The sequence below is a fragment of the Nocardioides agariphilus genome (assembly GCF_015352445.1).
GTDB classification, from domain to species: domain Bacteria; phylum Actinomycetota; class Actinomycetes; order Propionibacteriales; family Nocardioidaceae; genus Nocardioides; species Nocardioides agariphilus.
The window spans coordinates 1-23,058 of the sequence record NZ_JADKPO010000029.1 but is presented as its reverse complement, the minus strand read 5'-3'; the positions used below and the strand labels follow the sequence as shown (position 1 = coordinate 23,058).

The window sequence follows — 23,058 nt, the reverse complement described above, 5'->3', positions numbered from 1 at the left end:
GGTCAGCTCGTCTTGAAGTAGGAGTCGTAGACCGTCTGGTAGTCACCGCTGGAGCGCATGTCCTGCAGTGCGTCGTCGACCTCGGCGATCAGCGAGGTGTTGGTCTTCTTGAACGCGAAGCCGTACTGCTCGTCGGTGTCGTAGGTCTCGGCGACGGTGAAGGCACCACCTTGCTCAGGGTCCTCCTGGTGGCCCAGGTTGACCGGCAGGTCCTGCAGCAGTGCGTCGACCTGGCCGGCCTTGATAGCGGCGTACATCTGCGCGTCACTCGGGAACGACACGATGTCGGCGTCCTTCACGTTCTCGTTGGCGTAGATCTCGCCCGTCGATCCCTTCTGCACACCGACCTTCTTCTCAGCCAGACCGTCGATGCCCGTGATGCCCGAGTCGGAGCGCACGAGCAGGGACTGCTGGGAGTCGTAGTAGCCGTCGCTGAAGCCGAGCTTCTCCTTGCGGGCGTCGGTGATGGTGAGTGCGCTCGCCACCATGTCGCACTGGCCGGCGTTCAGGGCCAGCCCGCTCTGCAAGGCGTCGAAGTCGGAGTCCTTGACGACCAGGTCGAGATCCAGCTGCTCGGCGACGTAGCTGATCACGTCGATGTCGAAGCCCTTGAAACCCGACGGCGCGGCCTTGTCGAAGTCCTCGAACGGCGGGTACGGGACGTCGGAACAGACCGTGAGGTCACCGGCGGAGACCAGCTGGAGACCGGATCCCCCCGCTTGTTCTCCGGTCGTGCTGTCGTCGGTGCTGGACCCGCAGGCGGACAGGCCGGCGAGCAACAAGGCGGCGGAGGAGACAGAGATGACGGCGCGTAGAGGCATGGCGGGAACATATGCGGCAAATGGCCCGAGTAACAGAAGATCTGCGGTCCAAATACTGCTCTCACACCTATGATTTCTTGCTGTCTGGACGTTGAGTGCCAGAATTTCTTGGACTGTTACGCCCTTGCCGCGATCTCCGGGTGGCCTCTCGCAGGGCGCGCACCGCTGCCCTCAAGGCGGGGGTCCCCGAACGTCGCATGTGCACGGCCACCGTCAGGCGGCTCGCTCCTTCCTCCTCCATGGGGCGCACGTGCAAACCGTCGGGATGCCTCCAGGGCAGTTGCGGCACCACCCCGACGCCGAGCCCGGCGGCCACCTTGCCGAGGACCAGGTCGTGGTTGCTCGTGTGCAGGCGGATCAACGGGTCGAACCCGGACCGGAGGCACAGCGTGCGCACGGCCTCCTCCCCGGAGGAGGCATCCAGGCCCACGAACCATTCCCGGTGGGCCAGCCCGGTCAGGTCGTGCACCTGCCCCCAGCCGACCGGGGTGACGAGGTGCCACGGGGCCTCTTCCAGCTCGATCACCTGGGCGTCGTCCAGCTGTCGTGGCGCGAGTGGGTAGTCGTAGACGAGCCCGAGGTCGAGCGCCCCGACGCGGACCCGCTCGAGCACCTGGCTGCTCGAACCGCCCTCCAGCTCGATCTCCAAGCCGGGTCCCGCCTCTCGCAACATAGCGAGGGAATCGGCCACCAGCACCGATCCCGCATCCAGCGCCGTGCCGATGCTCACGCGGCCCAGCTGCCCGGCCGCCGTCGCCCTTGCCTCCTGCTCGAGGGACTCCAGGAGCTCCAGGGCGTGCTGGCCGCGCTCGGCGAGCAGCAGCGCTGCGGGCGTGGGGCGGATCCGCTGCGGCTCCCGGACGAACAGTCGGACGCCGAGGTCTCGCTCGAGCGCGGCGATCTGCTGGGCCACTGCCGAGGAGGTGTAGCCCAGCTCGCGGCTGGCCTGGGAGAACGAGCTGGTGCGGACGACGGCAGCCAGTGTCTGGAGATGAACCGGCTTCAGCACGACCGCGCCCGAGAAGAGGTGCGGAACACGAGCGGACCATAGCCACGAGCGATGGGTTCGCGAGAGTGCGTCACCGCAAGACTTTCTTACGACAACCTCGCGTGGCAGGAGAATCCCTGGCTAAATACACCAGATCTGAGAAATTCGGTGTCCTACCACCAGTTCTGTTCGGCCTCCCTGGGGGCGGACCTAGTTTTGGATGTGTGACGTACGTCTCCGGTGGCAGAGCACAGCGATGCTGAACCCGGTCCAGCTCCGGGCGCTCACCGAAGTAGTCCGCACGGGCTCCTTCACCGAGGCCGCCAAGAAGCTGGGCTACACGTCCTCCGCGGTGTCCCAGCAGGTCGCGGCCTTGGAGCGGACGCTCGGCCTCCGGCTCGTCATCCGCGAGCCGCAGCGCATCCGCTGCACCGCTGCAGCCACGCGACTGGCCCAGCGTGGAAGGCACGCCGTGGCGGTGCTGACCTCACTCGAGCACGACGTCCGAGCCCTGGCCCTCGGGCAAGCCGGGACCCTGCGTATCGGCACCTCCCTCGACTCCAGCGCCGGCCTGATCGCGCCGACATTGCGCGCCCTGAAGGTTTCACACCCCCGCCTCGAGCTGACGGTGAGCGAGCAGTCGGCCGACGAGCTCGTCGAGAGCGTACGCGTCGGCTCCCTCGATGTCGCGCTCCTCTACGACTACCCGGCCGCACCACGTGCGCTGCCGCCGCAGCTGGCCTGCGTCGAGATCGGTCAGGAGCCCTGGGACCTGGTCACCCCTGCCGGTTGGCGTGACGGACTCGCCTTGCGCGACCTGTCCACCCACCCCTGGGTCGTCGGGCTCGACGCCGGGGTCGGTAAGCGCGCCCTGGTCACGGTCTGCGCCGCCGCCGGCTTCAGCCCGCGCATCTCGGCGACCAGCACCAACCGGGACGTCGTGCTCGGTCTGGTCTCTGCCGGCATGGGCATCGGCGTCGTGCCGGCACTGCCTCAGCGCGGTGTACTCGAGGTCGACGTGAGACCGCTGGGAGAAACTGACGCGACGCGCCGCACCATCGCCCTCCACCGGCGCCACCCCGCTGACGACAACGTCCAGGTCGCCGTTCAAACGCTGCAACAAAGCGCGACGCAGACCCTGAGGTAGCCGGCCAGAGCACGGTGTGGCCGTCGGCCGGGGAGACCACGGTCTCCCCGGCCGACATGCTCTCAGCCCTCGGCGTCCTGGACGACGAGCGTCTGGACCTCGTCGGTCTGGAAGGCGAAGCCCGGCCCGTAGTCGTCCTCCATCCGCACGAGGAAGATCCACGTCCCGACGTCTGCCTTCTCGGGGGTGCCCGTCAGCGCGACCTCGGCCCCGCTCAGGGCGCCCGGTGACCAGTTGCTCAGCGACGCCGGCAGCCCCGGCCTCGTCCCCTGAGGCGGATTGGCCGGTGCGACGATGCTCCACGAGTAGGGCGTCATCCCGTCGACACCCAGCAGCTGAGCGGTCCACGGCTTACCCACGGTGGCGTCGTCGTAGTCGACCTTGCTGATGTAGGGCCGGCACCTGTCCTCATAGGCGATCTGGACGATGGATGCCCAGCCCGCGAACCAGTCGCAGATGAAGTCGACGGCGCTCTTCGCCCGGACTATCCCGCGCCACACAAAGGTGTCCGGAGACCTGCGATGGGAACTCTCGAGCAGCGCCATGCGGAGGAAGCCGGTGGTCGCCGACTCGAACGAGGTGACGTTGATGGCGCAGTTCCACTTCGCGAACGGATAGTCCTTGTCATCACCGTCCATGTAGCGCAGGCCCGAGATGATCGTGCGGCAGCCGCCCAGCAGGAAGTAGAGATTCGGACCCAAGAGACCCTTCTTCTTGTCAAAATCGGGCTCCCAGACGCCCAGGAAGGTCGACCACTCTGCGGCGCAGCCGAGATCAGCTGCGTTGGCCACTGCGCTCATGAACCACATCACGGTCGGACCCCAGTCGGTGGGGCCCCACCCTTCGGGCGGGAACTCGTTGCCCCAGAAGGGCGGGTAGTCGCCGATGCCGTACGCGAGCACGTGGGCGTAGGCCCAGATCACCCAGTACTCCTTGGGCGGTTTCCAGTACGGCGCCTGGAGGCTCTTGGCGATCGCGATGTTGTTCATTTGGACGTCGAAGGGACCGTCGAGCACCATCATGATGACGAAGTAACCCTGGAACAGCCGCAATGCCTTCCACTTCGCCGGCGGTTGCGAGCCACCCAGTGCGCCGGGCATGGTGTCCGGCACCTGCAGGTCGGCCATGCCTGTCGCCCCGGCCTTGAACGGCGCGTCGCCGAAGGCCACCTTGTAGAGCACCGTCGCCGGGTAGGCCGCCATCAGGACACCCATGTCGGCGAACGTCAAGATCGCAGGCTCGCCCGTCACACCAGCCTTCTGCTGGATGTAGGAGTAGACGGCCTGCAGCTCCGGTGACCCCACCGGCTGCTGACCCCACGCGACCAGCCGGTCCGTCAGATCGTCCATGAAGTCCAAGATGAGCGGGAGGGCCGCCGCTCCAAGTTCGACTCCGCCCTTCAACAGGCTCTCCAGCGTTTCCAGGAGCGCCGTCACCAAGATGTTCTTGGCCGAGTTGGGGTTCCACCAGTCGAACAGGCCGGCCAGGTCTGAGACGACCTTCGTCAAGTCGGGCCCGAATGCCTCCCACTCCGGGAGTGCCTCGATCCCGTTGATGAGCGCGCTGAACGGGTTGTCAGGGAACGTGGTGGTGTTGTCGTAGGTCGCCCGGCGCATCAGGTCGTTGATCCAGTTGCACGTCGAGCTCCGCAGGAAGTCGTCCAGGCCGAGGGACGGAAGAGGGATCTCGATCCCGGGCTGGGGACCCCCGGACTCGAACCGGGAGATGTACTGCTCGCCGAAGACTTCGCCCATGGAGGCGAGCGAGTCGTCAACGGCTTGTCGGGCCTGTGCTGTCCAGCTGTCGGGGGGCACCCCTCGCATCCACGTCGTCGCCTGCTTGAGGTTCGCCACCAGGTTGGCCATCTCGCCCTTCAGCGCCTCCTTGCTCGCCCAGACGTCAGCGAACTCGAACGGCCAGCTCAACCAGGCGACGACGTCGGCGATCTTCGCCCCGAGCGCGCTGAGGATGGCCTCGACCGCATGCGCGGCAGAGACGACGTCGTCCCACCTGGCCTGCAGCCACACCTGGGCTCCATTGGCGAGCTCGACCAGCACCGACAGCCGTGAGTCGACGACGTCCACGATGACCTCTGCGGCCGACAGCACCGAGGCACGCAGGCCTTCGACGAGGTCCCCGAACCACTCGGAGTCCTCGGTCACGCCACGCTCGGTGCGGAACCGTGCCAGGTCGTCCTTCGAGGTGAACACCCGGGTGGCCGGACGCGTGGGGTCGTGAGCCTGCAAGGAGAACGCCAACACCTCCTCCCCCTCACCGAGGCCGTCGCGAAGCCCGACGGGCAGCAGGGCCCCCGAGCCGACCGCGAACGCGCCTTGGCACCAGGTCACCACTTGCTGGGCAGTGGGTGGCCACTCACCGTCGGACTCCGACGGAGCGGGGCCAGCCAGCACGGGGAACAGCGGGGACTTCCCGTCGGGGGTCCGAGCCGCCGTCAGGGCTGCCGCGGTCAGACCGCCGCTGTGCCCTGGCAGCGTGCCCGCCCCTGCCAGGAACTTGTGCACCTCGGCCGCCGGCTGGATCGTCAAGGAGCTGCCCACACCAGCCACCGACAGGTGCAGGGCCGGGGTTGCGAGGCCGACCGCAGGCACTGCCAGAGTCAGGGTCCCGGTCAGGTCGGTGGTGACCGTGGCCGGCAGGTTCGGGCGGATCCGGTATCCCCGCCCGGCGATGTCGAGGTCGACAGGTGCGTCGCTGGTGACGGTAACGGCGCAGCCGGCAACCGGGGCGCCGTAGCCGTCCTGGACAAGCACGCGCGACTGGTAGCGGTGTTGGGTGATAGGCGCCGCTGTGGGAACCGCCTCCACGCGGATCGTCTCCTGCTCCCAGTAGCTGGTCCCGACCTGCTGGGTGTAGATGACCGTGGCCTCGGACCCGCCGCCTGCATGCTGCACGACCTGGTTGGGCATCTGGTCCGGATAGCCGTCGACTGCGTAGGCGGCCACGTCGCCGACAAGTGGGCGCATGGCCGCGAAGGTCGTCTTGTTCTTGTCGTTGCCCTGGACGACGTCCCAGGTGGGTGCGAAGCACGCGCGCTCTGGGTCGAAGGGGTCCCAACCGACCTGGTGCAGCACGTGCAGCTGCTTGCCCGGGCTCACGCCGTACAGGTGCAGCATGCCGGAGCCGTCCTGCCAGCGCGTCAGGTCCGTGTACTCGCCCCCGAGCGGAAGCTTCTTGGTCTGGCCGGAGCCGCTGACACTGTTGTCGTCGTACGGCGCGAAGGTGAGCAGGTTGCCTTGGGCATCGGTGCCGAGCGCTCCGAGCCCGGTCGGCCCGGCGAACCCGGCGATCCCCGACTGCCAGCCGGTGTCCGCCAGCTGTTGGACCTTGTCTCCCTCGGCGCCATGGCTGGTACGCCAGAGGTCGCCGGCATCGTTCACGGTGTAGTAGCGCAGCCACGACAGGCTCGCGTCGTCGTACCCGATCGCGAAGAGCTCCGCGGCGTCAGAGTTCGACAGGAGGTAGTTCGTCCGCTGCGCCCAGGGCTGAACCTGGTTGGTCCAGCCGCCGAAGATGGTCGTCACGATCGACATCTCCGCCCACAGCGTGAGCGTGACGAAGACGACCGGCGTCCTGGGCGCGTCATCGAGGTACTGCACGTGGATGCTCTCGATCGGGTTCTGATAGGTCCACCTGGGGATCGTCACCTCGCGCCAGTCGGGCCATGCCTCGCCCGTGACTCCCAGCTCGAAGACCTTCAAGGTGCCGTCGACCGCGGACACCGCGAACGCGTAAATCGTGCCGTTCGGGTGCGTGACTGTCTTGACCTCACGAATCTCCCGGGCCACGTAGTCGCGACGCCATCCGCGGTCGCCGTGCTCGGACGTGTCACTGCCCCCGACCGGGCGCCAGGCGTACATGAGCATGCCGTCGGGGTCCACGTAGAGAAGCTCGGGTACGCCGCCGCTCAGCGGGCTGCCGAAGAGCGCCAGGCTGCCGGGCTTGCCGGACGCGTCGATACCGGCCGCGAAGACGGTGTCTTCGGCCAGGCTGCTGATCGCAGACATCGTGGCCGGCCGTTCGTTGGCCGCGAGGACCAGGAGGTCCTCCGGACTCGGGCCTTCGGTCTGTCGTGAGCCCTCGTCATGAGCGTGCCCTGCTGGGCGCAGCTGGAGGTCGGTCATCGAAGCTCCTCGGGTTCGGGATTGCGTCCGAGGCATCCCAGCAATCCTTTCGAACGGCCTCAAGACCTTGCGCCGCCAGCAACGGTTGCCCTCCTGCCGCAGAGCACCAGGCGGACTGCGATGAGCGCCCCAACTGGTGGCGGGGCGGGTTCGTGCTGGACGGATCGCACGCGACAACGTTGAAGACCTTTGATTCCTCCGGCCCGCAAGCCCTTGTTTCTCTGGGGGTTGGGCGTGTTGACGCACGTCGGACCCGCCAGGTGTGCTGGTCCCCGAGGCTCCGCCGCCCCCCACGCGTCGAGCCACGGGCCACTCCCCCCGGCAGCTTCGTCCTGTCCATACGCCAGCGCGCTCCATCCCTAGGCACCGGCGCCGCTGACATCACCTGGCCGGTGCGCCAGCACATCCTCGGAAGGTCACCATGAGACGCCTCGCGCTCACAGCCACCGCATGCCTCCTGCTCGTCTCGACGACGATCGCCGCTTCCCCCGCACAGGCCCAGCCGACACCGGTCTCACGCGACGAGGTCGTGATCGAACCGCTCGCTGGGTCGGACCTCTACACACCGGCCAAGGTCGCCGGTTATCGCGTTTCCCCGGACCCGGTGATCAGCGGGGCGAGGACCTGGGTGCTCACGTGCGGTCCTGACGAACCTGGCGGCCCCGACCTGATCTGGGCAGCGCCGACCGGCGAAGCCCCCAACGGCGGGCGCGTGGTGCTGGGTGAGAACAAGGCGCTCCTACCTGAGACCACGGGACCGGACTCCAGTGGGGTCTGCGACCCCTCCGTCGCCAAGATCGGGGCCTACTACTACCTGACCTACACCGGCGTCTCGGGAAGCGACCGCCAGGTGTTCGTCGCGCGCAGCTCGAGCATCGAGGGGCCGTACGCGAAGTGGGGCGGGACGTCGTGGGGCACCGGAACACCCCAGCCGATCGCTCGCTTCGGCGACCCGAATGCCAGCGCCTCGGGTCCGTCCCTGGTCGTGCGCGACAACACGGCATACCTGTTCTTCAACACGCGCGTCGGCGGTGCGACGTACCAGACGCTGCTGTCCACCAGCGTGATCGGCACCCAGCCCAGCGACCAGGACACCTGGTTCCTCCGGCTGCGACAGCCGGTCGTCGCCATCGAGCACCCTGAGTCCTACCCCGGCCTCGACTGCGTCGGCAACCGCTGGCCGGCAGACACCGACGTGAAGTACGACGCGAAGACGAGCCGGTACGTCGCACTGACCACCGACCAGGAGTACCCCCACTCGGTCCTGCAGGCCTACGACTCCGCGGACGGCTTGAAGTTCACGAAGTCGGTCATCACCCGGGGTGACTACCACCAGGGAGCGCGCACCCCTGGGCTGCTGGCCGATGCCACCGGCACCATCCGGGTCGGGGCGCCGACCGGGATCGCCTACGCCTACTCGTCGACCTGCGGGCAGTCCAGCGTGCGCTGGAGCGGAACCACCCAGGCCCTCCTGCCCACGGGTGCGGTCAGCGGACAGATCGATGGCGCGCTTGTCGGAGGCTCGAGCACCATCTCGGTCAACATCAAGTTCGACGACAACACCGTGGACAGCTGGATCGGGGTGCACTTCGGCAAGGTCCACCCGGGCGACACCGTCAACGACTCCGGCTACGTCGCCCGCCTGCGCATCTTCCGCACGTTCACCTACCGACTCAAGCAGCTGTGCCTGGTGAAAGTGGGCTTCGGGGACCTTGCCTGCGGTCGCATCTACGACCAGTTCGACCAGCTCGACGTGCTCAAGTGGGTCAACCTGCGGATCGTCCAGTCCAACGGCAACATCAGCGCGTTCTTGAACGGTGACGTCTCGCACGGTGTGTCGACGACCGACGCCGACGACCCGTACCTCGGAGGCTTCATCTCCTTTGCGACCCACAGCGTGTCGGGGCAGTACTCGGGTCTCTCGGCCTGGGACAACGTGCCGGCATCGTCCCAGTCCGGCGACTGGTCGACCAGCAGCGGGTCCTGGAACATCGCGAGTGGCACGGCGACCAACGTCGCGACCTCCGGGCAGACGAACCTGCAAGACCTCGTCAACGGAGACGCCACCTTGCCGACGCGGTTGGGTGATGGCACCTACGCCGCCACCGTCAGCCTGCCGCCGGGTGGGACACAGACCGCGTGGGCAGGACTCAACCTCACCAACCCGGACATGACGGGCGCGTGGTCGACCGGCGGTTACACCGTGTTCCTCCGCAAGAACGGCAACCTGGGCATCTACCAGGCCGGCGTCGGGCAGGTCGTCGCCGACACCCCCACGGGCCGGAACCCCACCGCCGCTCCGGTGCGACTGCGGGTCCTCAAGACCGGGGCCAACCTCCAGGTGTACGTCGGCAGCTCGGACAGCCCCTTCATCAACTGGACCGACCACAGCAGCTCTGCCTGGGGGATCGGCGGCTTCGGCCTGGCCAACTACACCACCGGTGGCGCCACCTTCACAGGCGTCACGTGGAACGGCGACCAGTCTCGCTGAGCCACGTCCCCCCGACGACCCGGGTAATCGTCCTAGGACGACATCGCCGCGCGACGGCGAGGGTTGGCGAAGGTGAGCCAGAGGCTGACAGCGACGTAGTACACGACGTACGCCAGCGAGAGGGCTACCAGCACCTCGGACGGGTCGGGCAGCTGGGCGGTGATCACGGCGAAGAGCAGCAGCCAGACCCCGGAGAGCGTCATGTTGGCGTACCAGAGCTTCTCGGTGCGCGAGGGGTAGAGGTACTTGATCGGCACGAACACGAGCACGGTCAAGCCGAGGAGCAGCACCGTGGTCGCCGTGCTCGACAGCTCCCAGACGATCGCGTAGAAGGCCACGATGTTCCAGTACGACGGGAAGCCGAGGAAGAAGTGGTCGTCGGTCTTCGCGTCGGCCCGGCAGAACTGGTACGTCGAGGCAAGCAGCGGGATCGACGCCACGACCCCGCCGGCAGCGCCGTCGGGTAGGTAGCCGTTGGCCCACAGCAGCGCCATCGGCGCAAGTGCGTAGGTCATGTAGTCGACGATGTTGTCGAGGAGAGCACCGTCGAAGCCCGGCAGCACCGCCTTGACCCGGAAGCGCCGGGCCAGCATGCCGTCGGTGCCGTCGATCACCATGGCCACCAAGAACAGCCACAGCACCGTCTCGACCTCGTGACGGTAGGAGAAGTGCACCATCAGCAGCGCGAGCACCGCACCCGTCGCGGTGAAGACGTGGACGGCCGCGGCCGCCGCCCGGGCGCCCAAGGTGGCCATGACGACCACCCTAGGGCCCGCCGGGCGGCGGTCGGCTCATTGAGCCGAACCCGTCAGTCGACCAGGGCTCTCACTAGGGTCTACCTCGTGCGGATCGCCACCTGGAACGTCAACTCCCTGCGCTCGCGGATCGACCGGGTCGAGGCGCTCCTGCAACGTCACGACATCGACGTGCTCGCGCTCCAGGAGACCAAGGCGCGCGAGGACCAGCTCCCGTTGATGGGTCTCCAGGCGCTCGGCTATGAGGCAGCCGTGGCCGGCGTCAACCAGTGGAACGGCGTCGCGATCCTCAGCCGCGTCGGCATCGAGGACGTCGAGGTCGGGTTCGATGGTCAGCCGTCCTGGGGTGAGCCGGCCGGCGTCGAGTCCCGAGCCATCGGCGCGACCTGCGGTGGCGTCCGGGTCTGGTCGCTCTACGTGCCCAACGGCCGCAAGGTCGACGACCCTCACTACCACTACAAGCTCGACTGGCTGGCCCGTCTGCGTGCGACGGCCGAGACCTGGCGGGACCACGACGTGGCCCTGGTCGGCGACTGGAACATCGCCCCGTTCGACGAGGACGTCTTCGACATGGCGGCCTACGCCAACGACACCCACGTCACCCCACCGGAGCGCGCCGCGTTCCGGGCCTTCCTCGACGACGGCTGGACCGATGTGGTGCGGCCACACGCACCCGGCCCGGACGTCTTCACCTACTGGGACTACTTCCGGCAGCGCTGGGAGCGCAACCGCGGCATGCGCATCGACTTCGTCCTCGGCTCCCCCGGCCTCGCGGCCCGCGTCACGGGCGCCTTCATCGACAAGGACGAGCGAGCCGGCAAGGGCGCCTCCGACCACGCCCCTGTCGTCGTCGACCTCGCCTGACCCGGCGACCGCCCGCAGGTCGAGGGACGGGCGACGTGCTTGCCCCGAGACCAGTGATCGCCCAGTCGACACACAGGAACTCTTTGCTTGGCGGTCGGGAGTCCGAGCGAATCTGTTCGTAGGAGCGTTGACGGTCAGCGCTTCGACCCGGTGTGCTTGACGCGTTCGGCTCCGCCGCGTCTCAGACGTCGAGCCGCCTCCCACCCCCACCGGCATCGGCCATCCGGTGTCGCCGCCCACCCTCGGAAGGGCCATCCATGAAGCGCGTCCTCCTGCCCGCGGTCCTGCTCTCGGTCTCGACGGCGCTGGCCGTCGTACCAGCTGGACCCAGCGCAGCTCAACCCCTGCCGGTGGCACGGGTGAGCTTCGTCGTCGAGCCCACGACGGGGCACGACCTCTACACCCACACCGGGCCGAGCGACTACCGCATCGGCGCCGCGTTGGTCAGCTCGTCGTTCACCGCCGTCGACCAGTACAACTGCGGGCCGCGCGCACTGACCGACCCTCACCCCGTCATCCGGCTCACGCATTCGAGTGACGGGGGGACGACGTGGAGTCCGGAGAGCCTGGTGCTCACCGGCACCCCCGGCGAGCGCGACGCGGCCGGAGTGTGCGACCCGGCAGTTCTCGAGCTTGGAGGCTTCACCTACCTGGCCTACACCGGCACCGACAACGGGGGCACCCGGCAGGTCTTCGTGGCCAGACGTCAGAGCGCGACCGAACCATGGGTGATGTGGGACGGCCAGGGCTGGAGCCAGGACCCGTTCCCCGTGACCGCCTGGACGCCGAGTGCCTCGGGCCCGTCCCTGGTGCTCTTCGACGGGCAGGTCCGCCTCTACTACAACGTCCGGCTACCCGACGGGACGATCCAGACGCGCCTGGCCTGGAGTCCAGGAAGCGCGGCCAACTGGCCGTCTTCGATGACCCGTGAGGACGAGCCTGTCATCGAGCACCCAGAGGTCAACCCCGGACTCGACTGCGTGGGGGCGGCCTGGCCGGCCGACACGGACGTCAAGTACGACATCACTACCAATCGCTTCGTGGCCGTCACCACCGACCAGGCCTACCCGCGCTCGGCGCTCCAGCTCTACGAGTCCGGCGATGACGGGCTCACCTTCGCCAAGTCCACGATCACCCGCGGCGACTACCACCCGGGGGCTCGCAGCCCTGCGTTCCTGGGCACGCCGACGGGTGCCATCCCGCTCAAGACCCCGACCGCCATCGTCTACTCCCACACCACCGCCTGCGGTAGCGCCGACGTCAGGTGGAGCAACACGCGACAGCTCCTGCGCACAACGGGATCCATCGTCGAACCGCTGACCGGGAGCAACACGGCCAACTGGCGGCGAAACTCCGGCCAGTGGCTCAACCAGGCCGACGGCTTCCGCCAGGACGACCGCACGGCCTACGCCGAGGCCAGTCTCGCCGGCCGCGTCGCCAGCTCATCGAGCACCTTCTCGCTGCACATCGACCCCTATCTCCCGCCCGGTGGCTATGCCGGCATCCACTTCGGCAAGGCCAACGTCGACGACACCCTCGACGAGTCGGGCTACGTCGCCTATGTGGAGAGCAAGGACACCGACCCGAAGCTGTGCGTGGTGAAAGCCGGCTTCGGCACCCTGGGCTGCACGACCATCCAGACCGCATACGGCATGACGCCCTTCAACCTCCGCGTCGTCCAGTCAGGCGGCAACATCAAGGCCTTCATCGATGGCGCACCGCGTCTGGGCGTGGCCGTCACTGATGCGGAGGACCCGTTCCTGGGTGGGTACGTCGGCCTGGTCACCTGGCAGAGCGCCGCGGTCTTCAGCAACCTCCAGATCGGCGACAACGTGCCGGGGAAGTCCCAGCTGTCCGACTGGGGCACCCGTGAGGGCGCCTGGGCGTACGGGCAGGCTGCGACAACGACGTTCTTGAGCAACGGCACCTCGAGCGGGCAGCTGAACCTGCAGACGGACCAGGATCTGATCGCGCCGGTTCTCACCCAGCTCGGCGACGGCACCTACTCGGCGATGGTCGAGGTCGGCAACGGCGGCCCCTCTCCGAACCCGTCCGCGTGGGCCGGCATCGCGCTGGCCGACCACACCGGCTCCGGTTCGTGGAGCAGGGGCGGCTACCTGGTCTTCTTGCGAGCCAACGGCCACGTGGGCATCTACAAGGCCGGCAGCGGTCAGATCGTCCTCGACGTGGCCACAGGCACCAACCCGGCCGCGGGACCGGTGCGGCTTCGCGTTCTCAAGACGGGGGCCAACTTCCAGGTGTACGTCGGCGATCGTGCCGCGCCGTACGTCAACTGGACCGACCTGAGCAGCACGGCCTGGGCCATCGGTTCCTTCGGTGTCGCGAACCTGCTCGCCCCAGCCACCTTCAGCCAGGTCACCTACGACGGTGACGCCGCCCGCTGAGTGGGCCTTGACCATTGTCAGCTGAGCCCAGCCTTGCCTTGCTTGCGCGCGAGCGACAAGACCGCTGCCATGGAACCCATGACCAGCGCCGCCCAGCTCCCTCACGACAGCGGATCCAGCGAGGTCGGCCACACTCACGCCGACGTGTCGGGGGGCTGGCTACGCGCGGCGACGTTCGGCGCGATGGACGGCCTGGTCACCAACGTCTCGCTGGTCGCGGGCATCGGCGCGGCAGGGGTGAAGCCGGCGATCGTGGTCACCGCTGGGCTGGCTGGTCTGGTCGCTGGGGCGTTCTCCATGGCGCTGGGTGAGTACGCCTCGGTCGCCACCCAGAACGAGGCCCTCGACAAGGAGGTCGTGGCCGAGCGGCGTGAGCTCCGCGACAACCCCGAGGCCGAGCTGGCCGAGCTGAGCGGCATGTTCCAAGGCATGGGGATGACAGCCGATACCGCATCGAAGGCGGCGGTCGAGGTGCATCGCGACGGTGAGCGAGCGATTCGGGTGCACATCAGCCACGAGCTCGGCCTCGACCCCGAGGACCACCCGAGCCCTTGGGTGGCCGCCGGGTCGTCGTTCGTGATGTTCGCGATCGGCGCGGTGGTGCCGCTGATCCCCTACCTGCTGGGGTTCCACTCGCTGCTGGCCGGACTCGCGCTCGGTGGGGTCGGCCTGTTGGTGGCCGGCGGCGTCGCCTCGTTGTTCACCGCGACCCGCTGGTGGTGGGGAGCCACCCGCCAGCTGCTGTTCGGCACGCTGGCGGCCGGAGCGACGTACGCCGTGGGCGCCATGCTGGGCGTGGGCCTCACCTAGCCCGATCTAGCTCGCGTCGAGTCTCGCCAGCTCGTCGTCGGTGAGCTCGAGATCGGCCGCTGCGGCGGAGTCGGTGATCGAGTCAGGACGCTTGGCGCCGGGGATGGGGATCACGCAGGGTGACTGGGCGAGCTCCCACGCCAAGGTGACCCGCTGCGGACTGACGCCGCGCTCGGCGGCGACGTCGGCGAAGGCCGCGAAGCGATCGCCGACCTGCTTGGCCGATGACAGACCGCCGAGGGGCGACCAGGCCAAGAAGGCCAGGCCCAGCTCCGCGCACACCTCGATCTCGGGCTGGCTGCTGCGGAAGGCGGGCGAGTACTGGTTCTGGACGCTGACCAGAGCCTCGCCCAGCACCCGATGCGCCTGACGGATCTGGTCCGGGTTGGCGTTGGAGAGCCCGACCATCTCGACCTTGCCGCTGTCGTGGATCTCCTCGAGGGTGTCGATCACCTCGGCGTAGTCGACCTGCGGGTCGGGGCGATGGTGCTGCCACAGCGCGATCCGGTCGACCCCGAGCCGCTGAAGGCTGTCGTCGACCGCGCGCCGCAGGTGGTCTCGACTGCTGTCGAGCGCCCAGGCCCCCTCGTCGACGCGCAGGTGGCCGCCCTTGGTCGCCAGCAGGACCTCGTCACGCACACCGAGCTCGTCGAGCAGCCCGGCGATCAAGGACTCGTTGGCGCCCTGGGCTCGATGGCCCAGCTCGTCGCCGGGGCCGTTGGCGTCGGCGGTGTCGAACAACGTGACGCCGGCGTCGAGAGCCGCCCGCACGGTGGCCGCCAGCTGCTCACGTGGCTGGGTGCCGGTCTGGTCGAAGGTCGTCAGGCCGAGCCCGATCGAGCCCACCGAGTGCTTGCCGATCATCTGAGTCTGCATGCTCTCGACCCTAGTGACGGGCCCCCAGCGCCTCGTCGTCCAGCTATGTCGGTGGCTTGTCCCAGACTGTGGGTCATGGTCGCGATGGTGCTGATGTTGCTGGTGGGCCTGGTGACGGGATCTGCCTTGGGCGTGCTCTGGGTGCGCTCGCGGCCGGCATACGTCGACCAGGCCGTCGAGGCGGGCATCGACCGGGCCGAGGTGATGCAAGGTCTGGACCGGCTCAGCGACCAGATGCGTGAGCTCGACCACCAGCGAGCCAGCTGGCAGGGACAGCTCAACGAGCAGGTCCTCGACATGCGCCATGCCACCGACACCCTGCGCCGCGAGACGCAGACGCTGTCGACGGCACTGCGCAAGCCGCAGGTGCGGGGGCGTTGGGGCGAGATGCACCTGCGCCGGGCCGTCGAGCTCGCCGGGCTGGTCGACCGTTGCGACTTCACCGAGCAGGCCCACACGGTCACCCGCGACGACACCGTGCAGCGGCCCGACCTCGTCGTCCAGCTCGTCGGCGGCCGGCGGGTCGTGGTCGACGCCAAGGTCCCGCTCGATGCCTTCCTCGACGCGACCGGCACCGATGACGACGAGGAGCGCGAGGCCCACCTGCTCCGTCATGCGCGACAGCTGCGTCACCACGTCGACCTGTTGTCCTCCAAGCGCTACTGGCGCTCGCTCGAGGGATCGCCGGAGTTCGTGGTGATGTTCGTCCCGGCCGAGTCCTTCCTGTCGGCTGCCCTCTCGGTCGACCGCGATCTGCTCGACGACGCCGCCGCCAAGCACGTGGTGCTGGCGACCCCGACGACGCTGATCGCACTGTTGCGCACAGTGGCCCTCGGCTGGCGGCAGGAGGCACTGACCGAGCGCGCCGACGAGATCCACCAGCTGGGTCGCGAGCTCCATGAGCGGCTGTCCACCCTGTCGACGCACGTCGACAACGTGGGCCGCTCGCTCAACGCCGCGGTCGGTCACTACAACGCCGCCGTCGGCTCCCTGGAGTCGCGGGTCCTGGTGTCGGCGCGAAGGTTCGGCGACCTCTCGGTGACCGATGCGGACCTGCCTGCGCCGAGACCCGTGGTCGCGCTCGCTCGGCGCGCCGCCCCGGATGAGGACGCCCAGCCTCCTAGCGTGGCCCTGTGAGCCACACCCGGGCGATCTGGGACGACGGCCGCGAGCCCGGTCGTGCCGTCGTCGCGCTCGGCGTCGCCGTCGCCCTGAGCGCCATCGTCATCAACATCGCGATGGTCGGTCGGGTGTCGATGTTCTTCGACCTGTGGTTCGTGCTGTTGTCGTTGGGTCTGGCAGTCCTGGTGAGGCCGGGCGACTTCTTCACCGTCGGCGTGCTGCCGCCTTTGATCATGGTGGGCGCCTTCACCGTCCTCGCCGTCGACCGACCCGGGGCGATCGCGACGGCCCAAGACGGCGTCGTCCAGGCGGTCGTGTCCGGACTGGCCCACCACAGTGTCGCCCTGGTGTGCGGCTACGCCCTGTGCTTGGCCACGCTGATGGCCCGTCAACGCGCGGCCCGCTGACTCGGTGAGGACCTAGGCCGCAACGAAGCGGCCCGGATCGCCGGCACCTACGCGCACGATCTCGGGCGCACCCTCCGACCAGTCGACGACCGTGGTCGGCTCGGCCGGCGTCTCTCCTGCCTCCACGACGATGTCGACGTCGTGGTCGAGGTCCTCCTTGACCTCCCAGCCCATGGTGCGGGGCTCCGACTCCCCCGGCAGGATCAACGAGCTGGTGAGCAGGGCCTCGCCCAGGGTCTCCAACAACGCCTGGTCGAAGACGTGGTCGGGGATGCGAACTCCCACGGTGCGCTTGCGCGGGTGGAGCAGGCGGCGGGGTACTTCGGGGGTGGCCTTGAGGATGAACGTGTAGGGGCCCGGCGTGGCGGCGTTGATGGCCCTGAACGCCGAGTTGTCGACGTACACCAACTGGCCGAGCTGGGAGAAGTCGCGGCACATCAAGGTGAAGTGGTGCCGCTCGTCGAGGCCGCGGATCCGCAGGATCCGGTCGCGGCCTTCGCGGTTGCCGATCCGGCAGCCGAGGGCGTAGCCGGAGTCAGTCGGGTAGGCGATCAGGGCGTCGTCACGCAGGGCATCGGCGACCTGGTCGAGGAGCCGCTGCTGCGGGTTCTCCGGATGGATGTCGAGGAATCGCGCCATGGCGGCCGACTAGGACGCCGAGGCTGCGCGCAGGTCGCGGCGCAGCTCGGGCGGCAGCGCGAAGATGAGCGACTCCTCGGCGCTGTGGACTGCCTGGGCGTCGGGGTAGCCGCGCTCGGCGAGGAAGGCGAGCACCCCGTCGACCAACTCCTCGGGAACGCTGGCGCCCGAGGTGACGCTGACGGTCTTGACGCCCTCGAGCCAGGACTCGTCGATCTCGGCGGCGTCGTCGACGCGGTAGGCGGCCTTGGCGCCGGCCTCCAGCGCAACCTCGACCAGCCGCACGGAGTTGGAGGAGTTGCCCGAGCCGACCACGATCACCAGGTCGGCCTCGCGGGCGATCTCCTTGATGGCGAGCTGGCGGTTCTGGGTGGCGTAGCAGATGTCGTCGCTGGGCGGGTCGAGCAGGAGGGGGAAGCGCTCGCGGATGGCAGCGACGGTCTCCAGCGTCTCGTCGACCGACAGCGTGGTCTGGGAGAGCCAGGCCACCTTGGCCGGATCACGCACCACGATGCCGGCGACGTCGCCGGGGCCCTGCACCAGCTGGATGTGGTCGGGAGCCTCTCCGGAGGTGCCCTCGACCTCCTCGTGGCCCTCGTGTCCGATCAGCAGGATGTCGTAGTCCTGGTCGGCGAACCGCTTCGCCTCGTGGTGCACCTTGGTCACCAGGGGGCAGGTCGCGTCGATGGTCTTCAACGCGCGCTCGGCGGCCTGGGCGTGCACGCTCGGCGCGACACCGTGGGCGGAGAAGACGACGGTCTGGCCCTCGGGGACCTCGTCGAGCTCCTCGACGAAGATCGCGCCTCGCGACTCGAGGTCGGCGACCACGTGCTTGTTGTGCACGATCTGCTTGCGGACGTAGACGGGGGCGCCGTAGAGATCCAGGGCCTTCTCAACCGTCACCACCGCCCGGTCGACACCCGCGCAGTAGCCGCGCGGGGCAGCCAGCAGCACACTGCTGTCGGCGATGCGGGGGATCCCCAGGTCGGTGGTCGTCACGTTGGTCGAGTCTAGGCTGCGGCCATGGCGCTGGAGACATCCCCGCAGTCCCCCGCGCCCGTCCGCCAGATCGCCAACGCCATCGCAGGATGGGTCGACAAGCTCGGTGCGGTCTGGGTGGAGGGCCAGATAGCCCAGGTCAGCAGGCGTCCTGGCGTCGGCACCGTCTTCCTCACCTTGCGCGACTCCGTCGCCGACATCTCGGTGCCGGTGACCTGTGCGCGCACGCTGTTCGACTCCCTCGACCCGCCGTTGGTGGAGGGTGCGAGCGTGGTCGTCCACGCCAAGCCGTCGTACTACGCCAATCGGGGCACGCTCTCGCTCGCGGTGCGTGAGATCCGGCTCGTCGGGCTGGGCGAGCTGCTGGCGCGCCTCGAGCGCCGACGGCAGCTCCTGGCGGCCGAAGGCCTGTTCGCGCCTGAGCTCAAGCGCTCCTTGCCGTTCCTGCCGCGGCGGGTCGGCCTGGTCACCGCGCCCGACTCCGCCGCCGAGCGCGACGTGGTCGACAACGCCCGTCGTCGCTGGCCAGCGGTGGAGTTCGAGACCGCCTACGCGGCCATGCAGGGCACTCGCGCGGCCCTCGAGGTGATCGCAGCCGTCGACCGCCTGGACCGCGACGAGCGCGTCGACGTGATCATCGTGACTCGCGGTGGGGGTTCGGTGGAGGACCTGCTGCCGTTCTCCGATGAGGGGCTGCTGCGCGCGGTCGCGAAGTGCTCGACACCGGTCGTCTCGGCGATCGGCCACGAGCCCGACCAGCCGCTGCTCGACCTGGTCGCCGACGTACGCGCCTCCACTCCGACCGACGCCGCCAAGATCGTGGTCCCCGACGTCGCCGAGGAGCTGCGGATCGTGGCGGTCGGCCGCGACCGCCTGCGATCGGCGCTGGTCGCCTTGCTCGACCGTGAGGCTCACCTCCTCGACACCCTCCGCACCCGCCCGGCGCTGGCCGATCCGTCCTCCCTGATCACGGTGCGCGCCGACGAGATCGAGGCGTTGCGCCAGCGAGCGCTCCGCACCACACGCCACCGCCTGGACCGCGCCGCGGACGAGATCGGCCACCATCGCGCGCGGGCCCGGGCCCTGTCGCCGCTCGAGACGTTGCGCCGGGGCTACTCGGTGATCCAGGACGTCGACGGCCACGTGGTCGCGTCGGTGGGCGATACCGAGCCGGGTGCGACTGTGACGGTCAGAGTGGCCGACGGCAGGCTGCGCGCCCAGGTGACGACGATCGAGGGACTGACAACACACCATGAGCAGGAGACCGATGGCTGAGCAGGAGATCCCCTACGAGCAGGCCCGGGAGGAGCTCATCGAGGTGGTCCGCAGGCTCGAGGCCGGCGGCACCACCCTCGAGGAGTCGCTGGCGCTCTGGGAACGCGGAGAGCAGCTGGCCACCGTCTGCCAGGAGTGGCTCGACGGCGCTCGCGCCCGCCTCGACGCCGTCCGCGGCGACGAGGCCGCGAGCCGGGACTAGCCAGTCACGGGGGCGTCGGTCAGGGACCGTACGACGGTGAGCAGGTCGCCGACCGGGGCCGAGCCGTAGACGAGGACCTCGTAGTCGTCGACCGTCGCCGCCAACGCATGGTCGCCGCCCTGGTCCGACCACTCCCGCCACTCGGGCACGATCGCGCCGTCAACGGTGACGAGGGCACCCTCCTGGGGAGACTTGTCGACGTACGTCGCGAGCAGGCGGTCGATGTCGTCGTCCTCCTGTCGGACGCCGACGAACTTGCCCGTGTCGGTGAGCAGGCCGACGCCCCAGTCCGGGTGGGCACCTGGGTCGAAGTCCACACTGGTCGCCTTCCACCCTGTGGGCAGAGACGGCGGGTAGACGATGTCGAAGCCCGACTCCTGGGCAGGTGCCACGACCGCCAGGTAGTCGACCGGATCGACCTCGACGGCAGCGTTGTCACGAAAGGCGCCCCGGAAGACGACGAAGGCCAAGACGGCCACGACGAGCACGATCATCGACCCGATGCCGCCGGCGATGGTCCGCTGGTAGCGACCCGGGCGGCCCGCGGCCTCGCGTTGGTCGGTCACCGCGCCTGCTCCATGAGCCAATCCTCACAGGTGGCCTAAGTTGAGCCGGTGCCGCCCATCGCCGATGTCGTGCCGGTGGCGGCACTCCTGGCCCTGCTGGTCACGGCGTACGCCCATCCGCGCGGCCGCTGGGAGGCGGCCATCGGCATCGCAGCGGCAGCAGCCGTGCTCGCGACAGGCGTGCTGGGCACCGACGCCCTCCTGGAGGAGCTCCGCCACCTCGGCCCGGTCGTACTCTTCCTGGTCACCATCTTGGTCGTGGGCGACGTCTGTGGCCGGTCGGGCGTCTTCGCGGCCGCCGCCGGCCTGGTTCGCGGGCTGGGGCGAGACCACCCGCGGCCGCTCTTCACCGGGGTGTTCGTGCTGGCCGCGCTGGTCACGACCGTGCTCTCGCTCGACGCCACGGTCGTGCTGCTGACGCCCGTCGTCCTTGTCGCAGCCGCGTCCGCAGGAGTGTCGGCCAGGCCCGGCGCCCATGCCTGCCTGCGGATGGCCAACTCCGCTTCCTTGCTCCTCCCTGTCTCCAACCTCACCAACCTCCTGGCGATGCGACACCTGGACCTGACGTTCCTCGGGTTCGCGGCTGTGATGGCGCCGGTGCTCGCCGCTGTGCTGGTCACCGAGTACGCGGCCGCCCGGGTCCTGTTCCGACGCGAGCTCACCGAGGAGGCCGACCCCGCGCACGCCGTGCCCCGCCGGCCGGCTGTGCCGTGGTTGCCGGTGGCGGTGGTGACCCTGATGCTGGCGGGCTTCGCGGTCGCGTCGCCCTTGGGCGCCGAGCCGTTCTGGGTGAGTGGCGCAGCCGCACTCGTCCTCGCGGTCTGGGGCTTGCGGCGCGGCCACCTCACCGTTCCGCAAGCGGTGCACGCCGGTCACCCGGCGTTCGCGATCTTCGTGCTCAGCCTCGGCGTCGTGGTGGCCGGACTCGCCCTGGGTCCTCTGGGGGAGCTCGTGCACGACGCGCTACCGGATGACACGTCGTACGGCGGGCTCCTGCTGGTCGCCGTGCTCGCAACGGTGCTGGCCAACCTGCTGACCAACCTCTCGGCCACGCTCCTGCTGGTGCCGATGCTCGCGCCGCTCGGCACGCCGGCGGTGCTGGCCGCACTGCTGGGGCTCAACATCGGCTCGGGGCTGACCTACACCGGCTCGCTCGCCAACCTGCTCTGGCGCCGTACGCTCGCCCGTCACGGTCGCCGGCCCTCGCTGCGGGAGTTCCACCGGGTCTCGTTGGTGGTGACACCGATCAGCCTGCTGGTCTCGGTGTCAGTCCTCGCCCTCGTCGCCCACTGACATGGCGGGTGCGAACCCGCCTAGGATCGCGCCCATGGGCGATACGACGCGACCGGACCGCAACCTCGCGATGGACCTGGTGCGCGTCACGGAGGCGGCCGCGATGGCGGCGGCCCGGTGGGTCGGCCGCGGCGACAAGAACGACGCCGACCAGGCAGCGGTCAACGCGATGCGCTACATGATCAGCTCGGTCGGCATGCGCGGCACGGTCGTGATCGGCGAGGGCGAGAAGGACAACGCCCCGATGCTCTTCAACGGCGAGCAGGTCGGTGACGGCACCGGCCCTGAGGTCGACGTCGCCGTCGACCCCGTCGACGGCACGACGCTGACCGCCAAGGGCATGAACAACGCGATCGCCGTGATGGCGGTGGCACCGCGCCACTCGATGTACGACCCGTCGGCTGTCTTCTACATGGAGAAGCTCGTCACCGGACCGGAGGCTGCCGATGTCGTCGACATCCGCAAGCCGGTCGCCGCGAACATCCGTGCGGTCGCCAAGGCCAAGGGCATGCACGAGCACGACGTGACAGTCGTCCTGCTCGACCGGCCTCGCCACGCGGGGCTCGTCGAGCAGATCCGTGAGACTGGCGCCCGCATCAAGTACATCCCCGACGGTGACGTCGCCGGCGCCATCATGGCCGCCCGGCCCGACACCGGTGTGGATCTCCTGCTCGGTGTCGGCGGCACCCCCGAGGGCATCATCGCCGCGTGCGCCATGAAGTGCACCGGCGGCATCATCCAAGCGCGCTTGTGGCCCAAGGACGACGACGAGCGCCAGCGTGCCCTCGACGCCGGGCACAACCTCGACCCCGACCATGTGCTGACGACCGACGTCCTGGTCAGGGCGGAGGACTGCTTCTTCGTGGCCACCGGCATCACCGACGGCGAGCTGATGAAGGGGGTCCACTACCGCTCCAACGGTGCGACCTCCCACTCCCTGGTGATGCGCTCGCGAAGCGGGACCGTCCGCTCCGTCACCGCCGAGCACCGGTTCGAGAAGCTCCGCGAGTTCGCCGAGATCGACTACGAGCGCTGAGCGCCGCGCGGCCCGAGCTTCGCAGGTCGAGGAAGGCGCGCCTGTCTGGACACCCCGTGACGCGTCAGCAGTCTGCTCACCGGGTTTCGAGACGGTTGCTGCGCAACCTCCTCAACCAGCGGGTCAAGTCCACGGTCGTGGTGGATGAAGGGGCCACCGCGTGATCCGGTGGTTGCACTCTAGGCAGTGAGTGCGGCGGGTGTCAGGTCCTCCTTCTCGG

At 69.0% G+C, this 23,058-nt stretch carries 19 protein-coding genes; 11 read left to right on the top strand and 8 right to left on the bottom strand.

The window, feature by feature from the left end; genetic code table 11:
* Positions 1-2 precede the first annotated feature (2 nt).
* Both ISU10_RS17900 and ISU10_RS17895 read right to left on the bottom strand, forming a co-directional pair.
* A complete protein-coding gene (locus tag ISU10_RS17900; protein WP_194697793.1) occupies positions 3-821 on the bottom strand; it encodes an ABC transporter substrate-binding protein in 819 nt (272 codons plus the stop codon).
* A 67-nt stretch (positions 822-888) separates the two neighbouring features.
* Positions 889-1,830 (bottom strand): LysR family transcriptional regulator, encoded by a 942-nt coding sequence (locus ISU10_RS17895; protein ID WP_194697792.1) that lies wholly within the window; start codon positions 1,828-1,830, stop codon positions 889-891.
* 235 nt (positions 1,831-2,065) lie between these two features.
* Between ISU10_RS17895 and ISU10_RS17890 the strand changes: the two genes are divergently transcribed.
* Positions 2,066-2,956 (top strand): LysR family transcriptional regulator, encoded by an 891-nt coding sequence (locus ISU10_RS17890; RefSeq protein ID WP_194697791.1) that lies wholly within the window; start codon positions 2,066-2,068, stop codon positions 2,954-2,956.
* A 62-nt stretch (positions 2,957-3,018) separates the two neighbouring features.
* On the opposite strand, the gene ISU10_RS17885 is transcribed toward ISU10_RS17890, so the two are convergent.
* Complete coding sequence (locus tag ISU10_RS17885; RefSeq protein ID WP_194697790.1) at positions 3,019-7,098, bottom strand: hypothetical protein; 4,080 nt, start codon at positions 7,096-7,098, stop codon at positions 3,019-3,021.
* Positions 7,099-7,519: 421 nt separating this feature from the next.
* Here ISU10_RS17885 and ISU10_RS17880 point away from each other — a divergent pair, with 421 nt between their 5' ends.
* On the top strand, positions 7,520-9,589 hold the full coding sequence (locus tag ISU10_RS17880) for a glycoside hydrolase family protein (RefSeq protein WP_194697789.1): 2,070 nt from the start codon (positions 7,520-7,522) through the stop codon (positions 9,587-9,589).
* Between the two features lie 32 nt (positions 9,590-9,621).
* Here the strand turns inward: ISU10_RS17880 and ISU10_RS17875 are convergent, their stop codons facing one another.
* Positions 9,622-10,344 carry a CDP-alcohol phosphatidyltransferase family protein gene (locus tag ISU10_RS17875; RefSeq protein ID WP_194697788.1) on the bottom strand — a complete coding sequence of 241 codons (723 nt, stop codon included), beginning with the start codon at positions 10,342-10,344 and terminating at the stop codon, positions 9,622-9,624.
* Between the two features lie 87 nt (positions 10,345-10,431).
* Between ISU10_RS17875 and ISU10_RS17870 the strand changes: the two genes are divergently transcribed.
* The 3 genes from ISU10_RS17870 to ISU10_RS17860 all read left to right on the top strand — a co-directional run bounded on the left by ISU10_RS17870 (position 10,432) and on the right by ISU10_RS17860 (position 14,423).
* Positions 10,432-11,208 (top strand): exodeoxyribonuclease III, encoded by a 777-nt coding sequence (locus ISU10_RS17870; RefSeq protein WP_194697787.1) that lies wholly within the window; start codon positions 10,432-10,434, stop codon positions 11,206-11,208.
* Positions 11,209-11,465: 257 nt separating this feature from the next.
* Complete coding sequence (locus ISU10_RS17865) at positions 11,466-13,613, top strand: hypothetical protein (protein WP_194697786.1); 2,148 nt, start codon at positions 11,466-11,468, stop codon at positions 13,611-13,613.
* 78 nt (positions 13,614-13,691) lie between these two features.
* Positions 13,692-14,423 (top strand): VIT1/CCC1 transporter family protein, encoded by a 732-nt coding sequence (locus ISU10_RS17860; RefSeq protein ID WP_194697785.1) that lies wholly within the window; start codon positions 13,692-13,694, stop codon positions 14,421-14,423.
* A gap of 6 nt (positions 14,424-14,429) precedes the next feature.
* Here the strand turns inward: ISU10_RS17860 and ISU10_RS17855 are convergent, their stop codons facing one another.
* Positions 14,430-15,299: an aldo/keto reductase gene (locus tag ISU10_RS17855; protein WP_194697784.1), complete on the bottom strand. Its 870-nt coding sequence runs from the start codon at positions 15,297-15,299 to the stop codon at positions 14,430-14,432.
* Between the two features lie 75 nt (positions 15,300-15,374).
* Here ISU10_RS17855 and ISU10_RS17850 point away from each other — a divergent pair, with 75 nt between their 5' ends.
* Together ISU10_RS17850 and ISU10_RS17845 are read left to right on the top strand one after the other, a co-directional pair.
* Positions 15,375-16,436: a DNA recombination protein RmuC gene (locus ISU10_RS17850; RefSeq protein ID WP_194697783.1), complete on the top strand. Its 1,062-nt coding sequence runs from the start codon at positions 15,375-15,377 to the stop codon at positions 16,434-16,436.
* A complete protein-coding gene (locus ISU10_RS17845) occupies positions 16,433-16,828 on the top strand; it encodes a DUF6542 domain-containing protein (RefSeq protein ID WP_194697782.1) in 396 nt (131 codons plus the stop codon). Before ISU10_RS17850 ends, ISU10_RS17845 begins: the two co-directional genes overlap by 4 nt.
* 12 nt (positions 16,829-16,840) lie before the next feature.
* Here ISU10_RS17845 and ISU10_RS17840 read toward each other — a convergent pair whose 3' ends face one another.
* A complete protein-coding gene (locus ISU10_RS17840; protein WP_194697781.1) occupies positions 16,841-17,467 on the bottom strand; it encodes an L-threonylcarbamoyladenylate synthase in 627 nt (208 codons plus the stop codon).
* A 9-nt stretch (positions 17,468-17,476) separates the two neighbouring features.
* The gene (locus ISU10_RS17835) at positions 17,477-18,466 is read right to left on the bottom strand and encodes a 4-hydroxy-3-methylbut-2-enyl diphosphate reductase (protein ID WP_370865625.1); all 990 of its coding nucleotides are present in this window, start codon (positions 18,464-18,466) and stop codon (positions 17,477-17,479) included.
* Between the two features lie 24 nt (positions 18,467-18,490).
* Here ISU10_RS17835 and xseA point away from each other — a divergent pair, with 24 nt between their 5' ends.
* Entirely contained in the window at positions 18,491-19,741 is a 1,251-nt protein-coding gene (gene xseA / locus ISU10_RS17830; RefSeq protein ID WP_194697780.1) for an exodeoxyribonuclease VII large subunit, read from the top strand.
* Positions 19,734-19,943, top strand: coding sequence for an exodeoxyribonuclease VII small subunit (locus ISU10_RS17825; RefSeq protein ID WP_228501272.1), 210 nt, complete (start codon positions 19,734-19,736; stop codon positions 19,941-19,943). The genes xseA and ISU10_RS17825 overlap by 8 nt, the downstream gene beginning before the upstream one ends.
* On the opposite strand, the gene ISU10_RS17820 is transcribed toward ISU10_RS17825, so the two are convergent.
* Positions 19,940-20,509, bottom strand: coding sequence for a DUF4245 family protein (locus ISU10_RS17820; RefSeq protein WP_194697778.1), 570 nt, complete (start codon positions 20,507-20,509; stop codon positions 19,940-19,942). The genes ISU10_RS17825 and ISU10_RS17820 overlap by 4 nt on opposite strands.
* A 48-nt stretch (positions 20,510-20,557) precedes the next feature.
* Between ISU10_RS17820 and ISU10_RS17815 the strand changes: the two genes are divergently transcribed.
* Together ISU10_RS17815 and glpX are read left to right on the top strand one after the other, a co-directional pair.
* Positions 20,558-21,802, top strand: a complete 1,245-nt coding sequence (locus ISU10_RS17815; protein WP_194697777.1) for an SLC13 family permease — start codon at positions 20,558-20,560, stop codon at positions 21,800-21,802.
* Positions 21,803-21,836: 34 nt separating this feature from the next.
* Entirely contained in the window at positions 21,837-22,838 is a 1,002-nt protein-coding gene (glpX, locus tag ISU10_RS17810; protein ID WP_228501270.1) for a class II fructose-bisphosphatase, read from the top strand.
* The last annotated feature ends 220 nt before the right edge of the window (positions 22,839-23,058 follow it).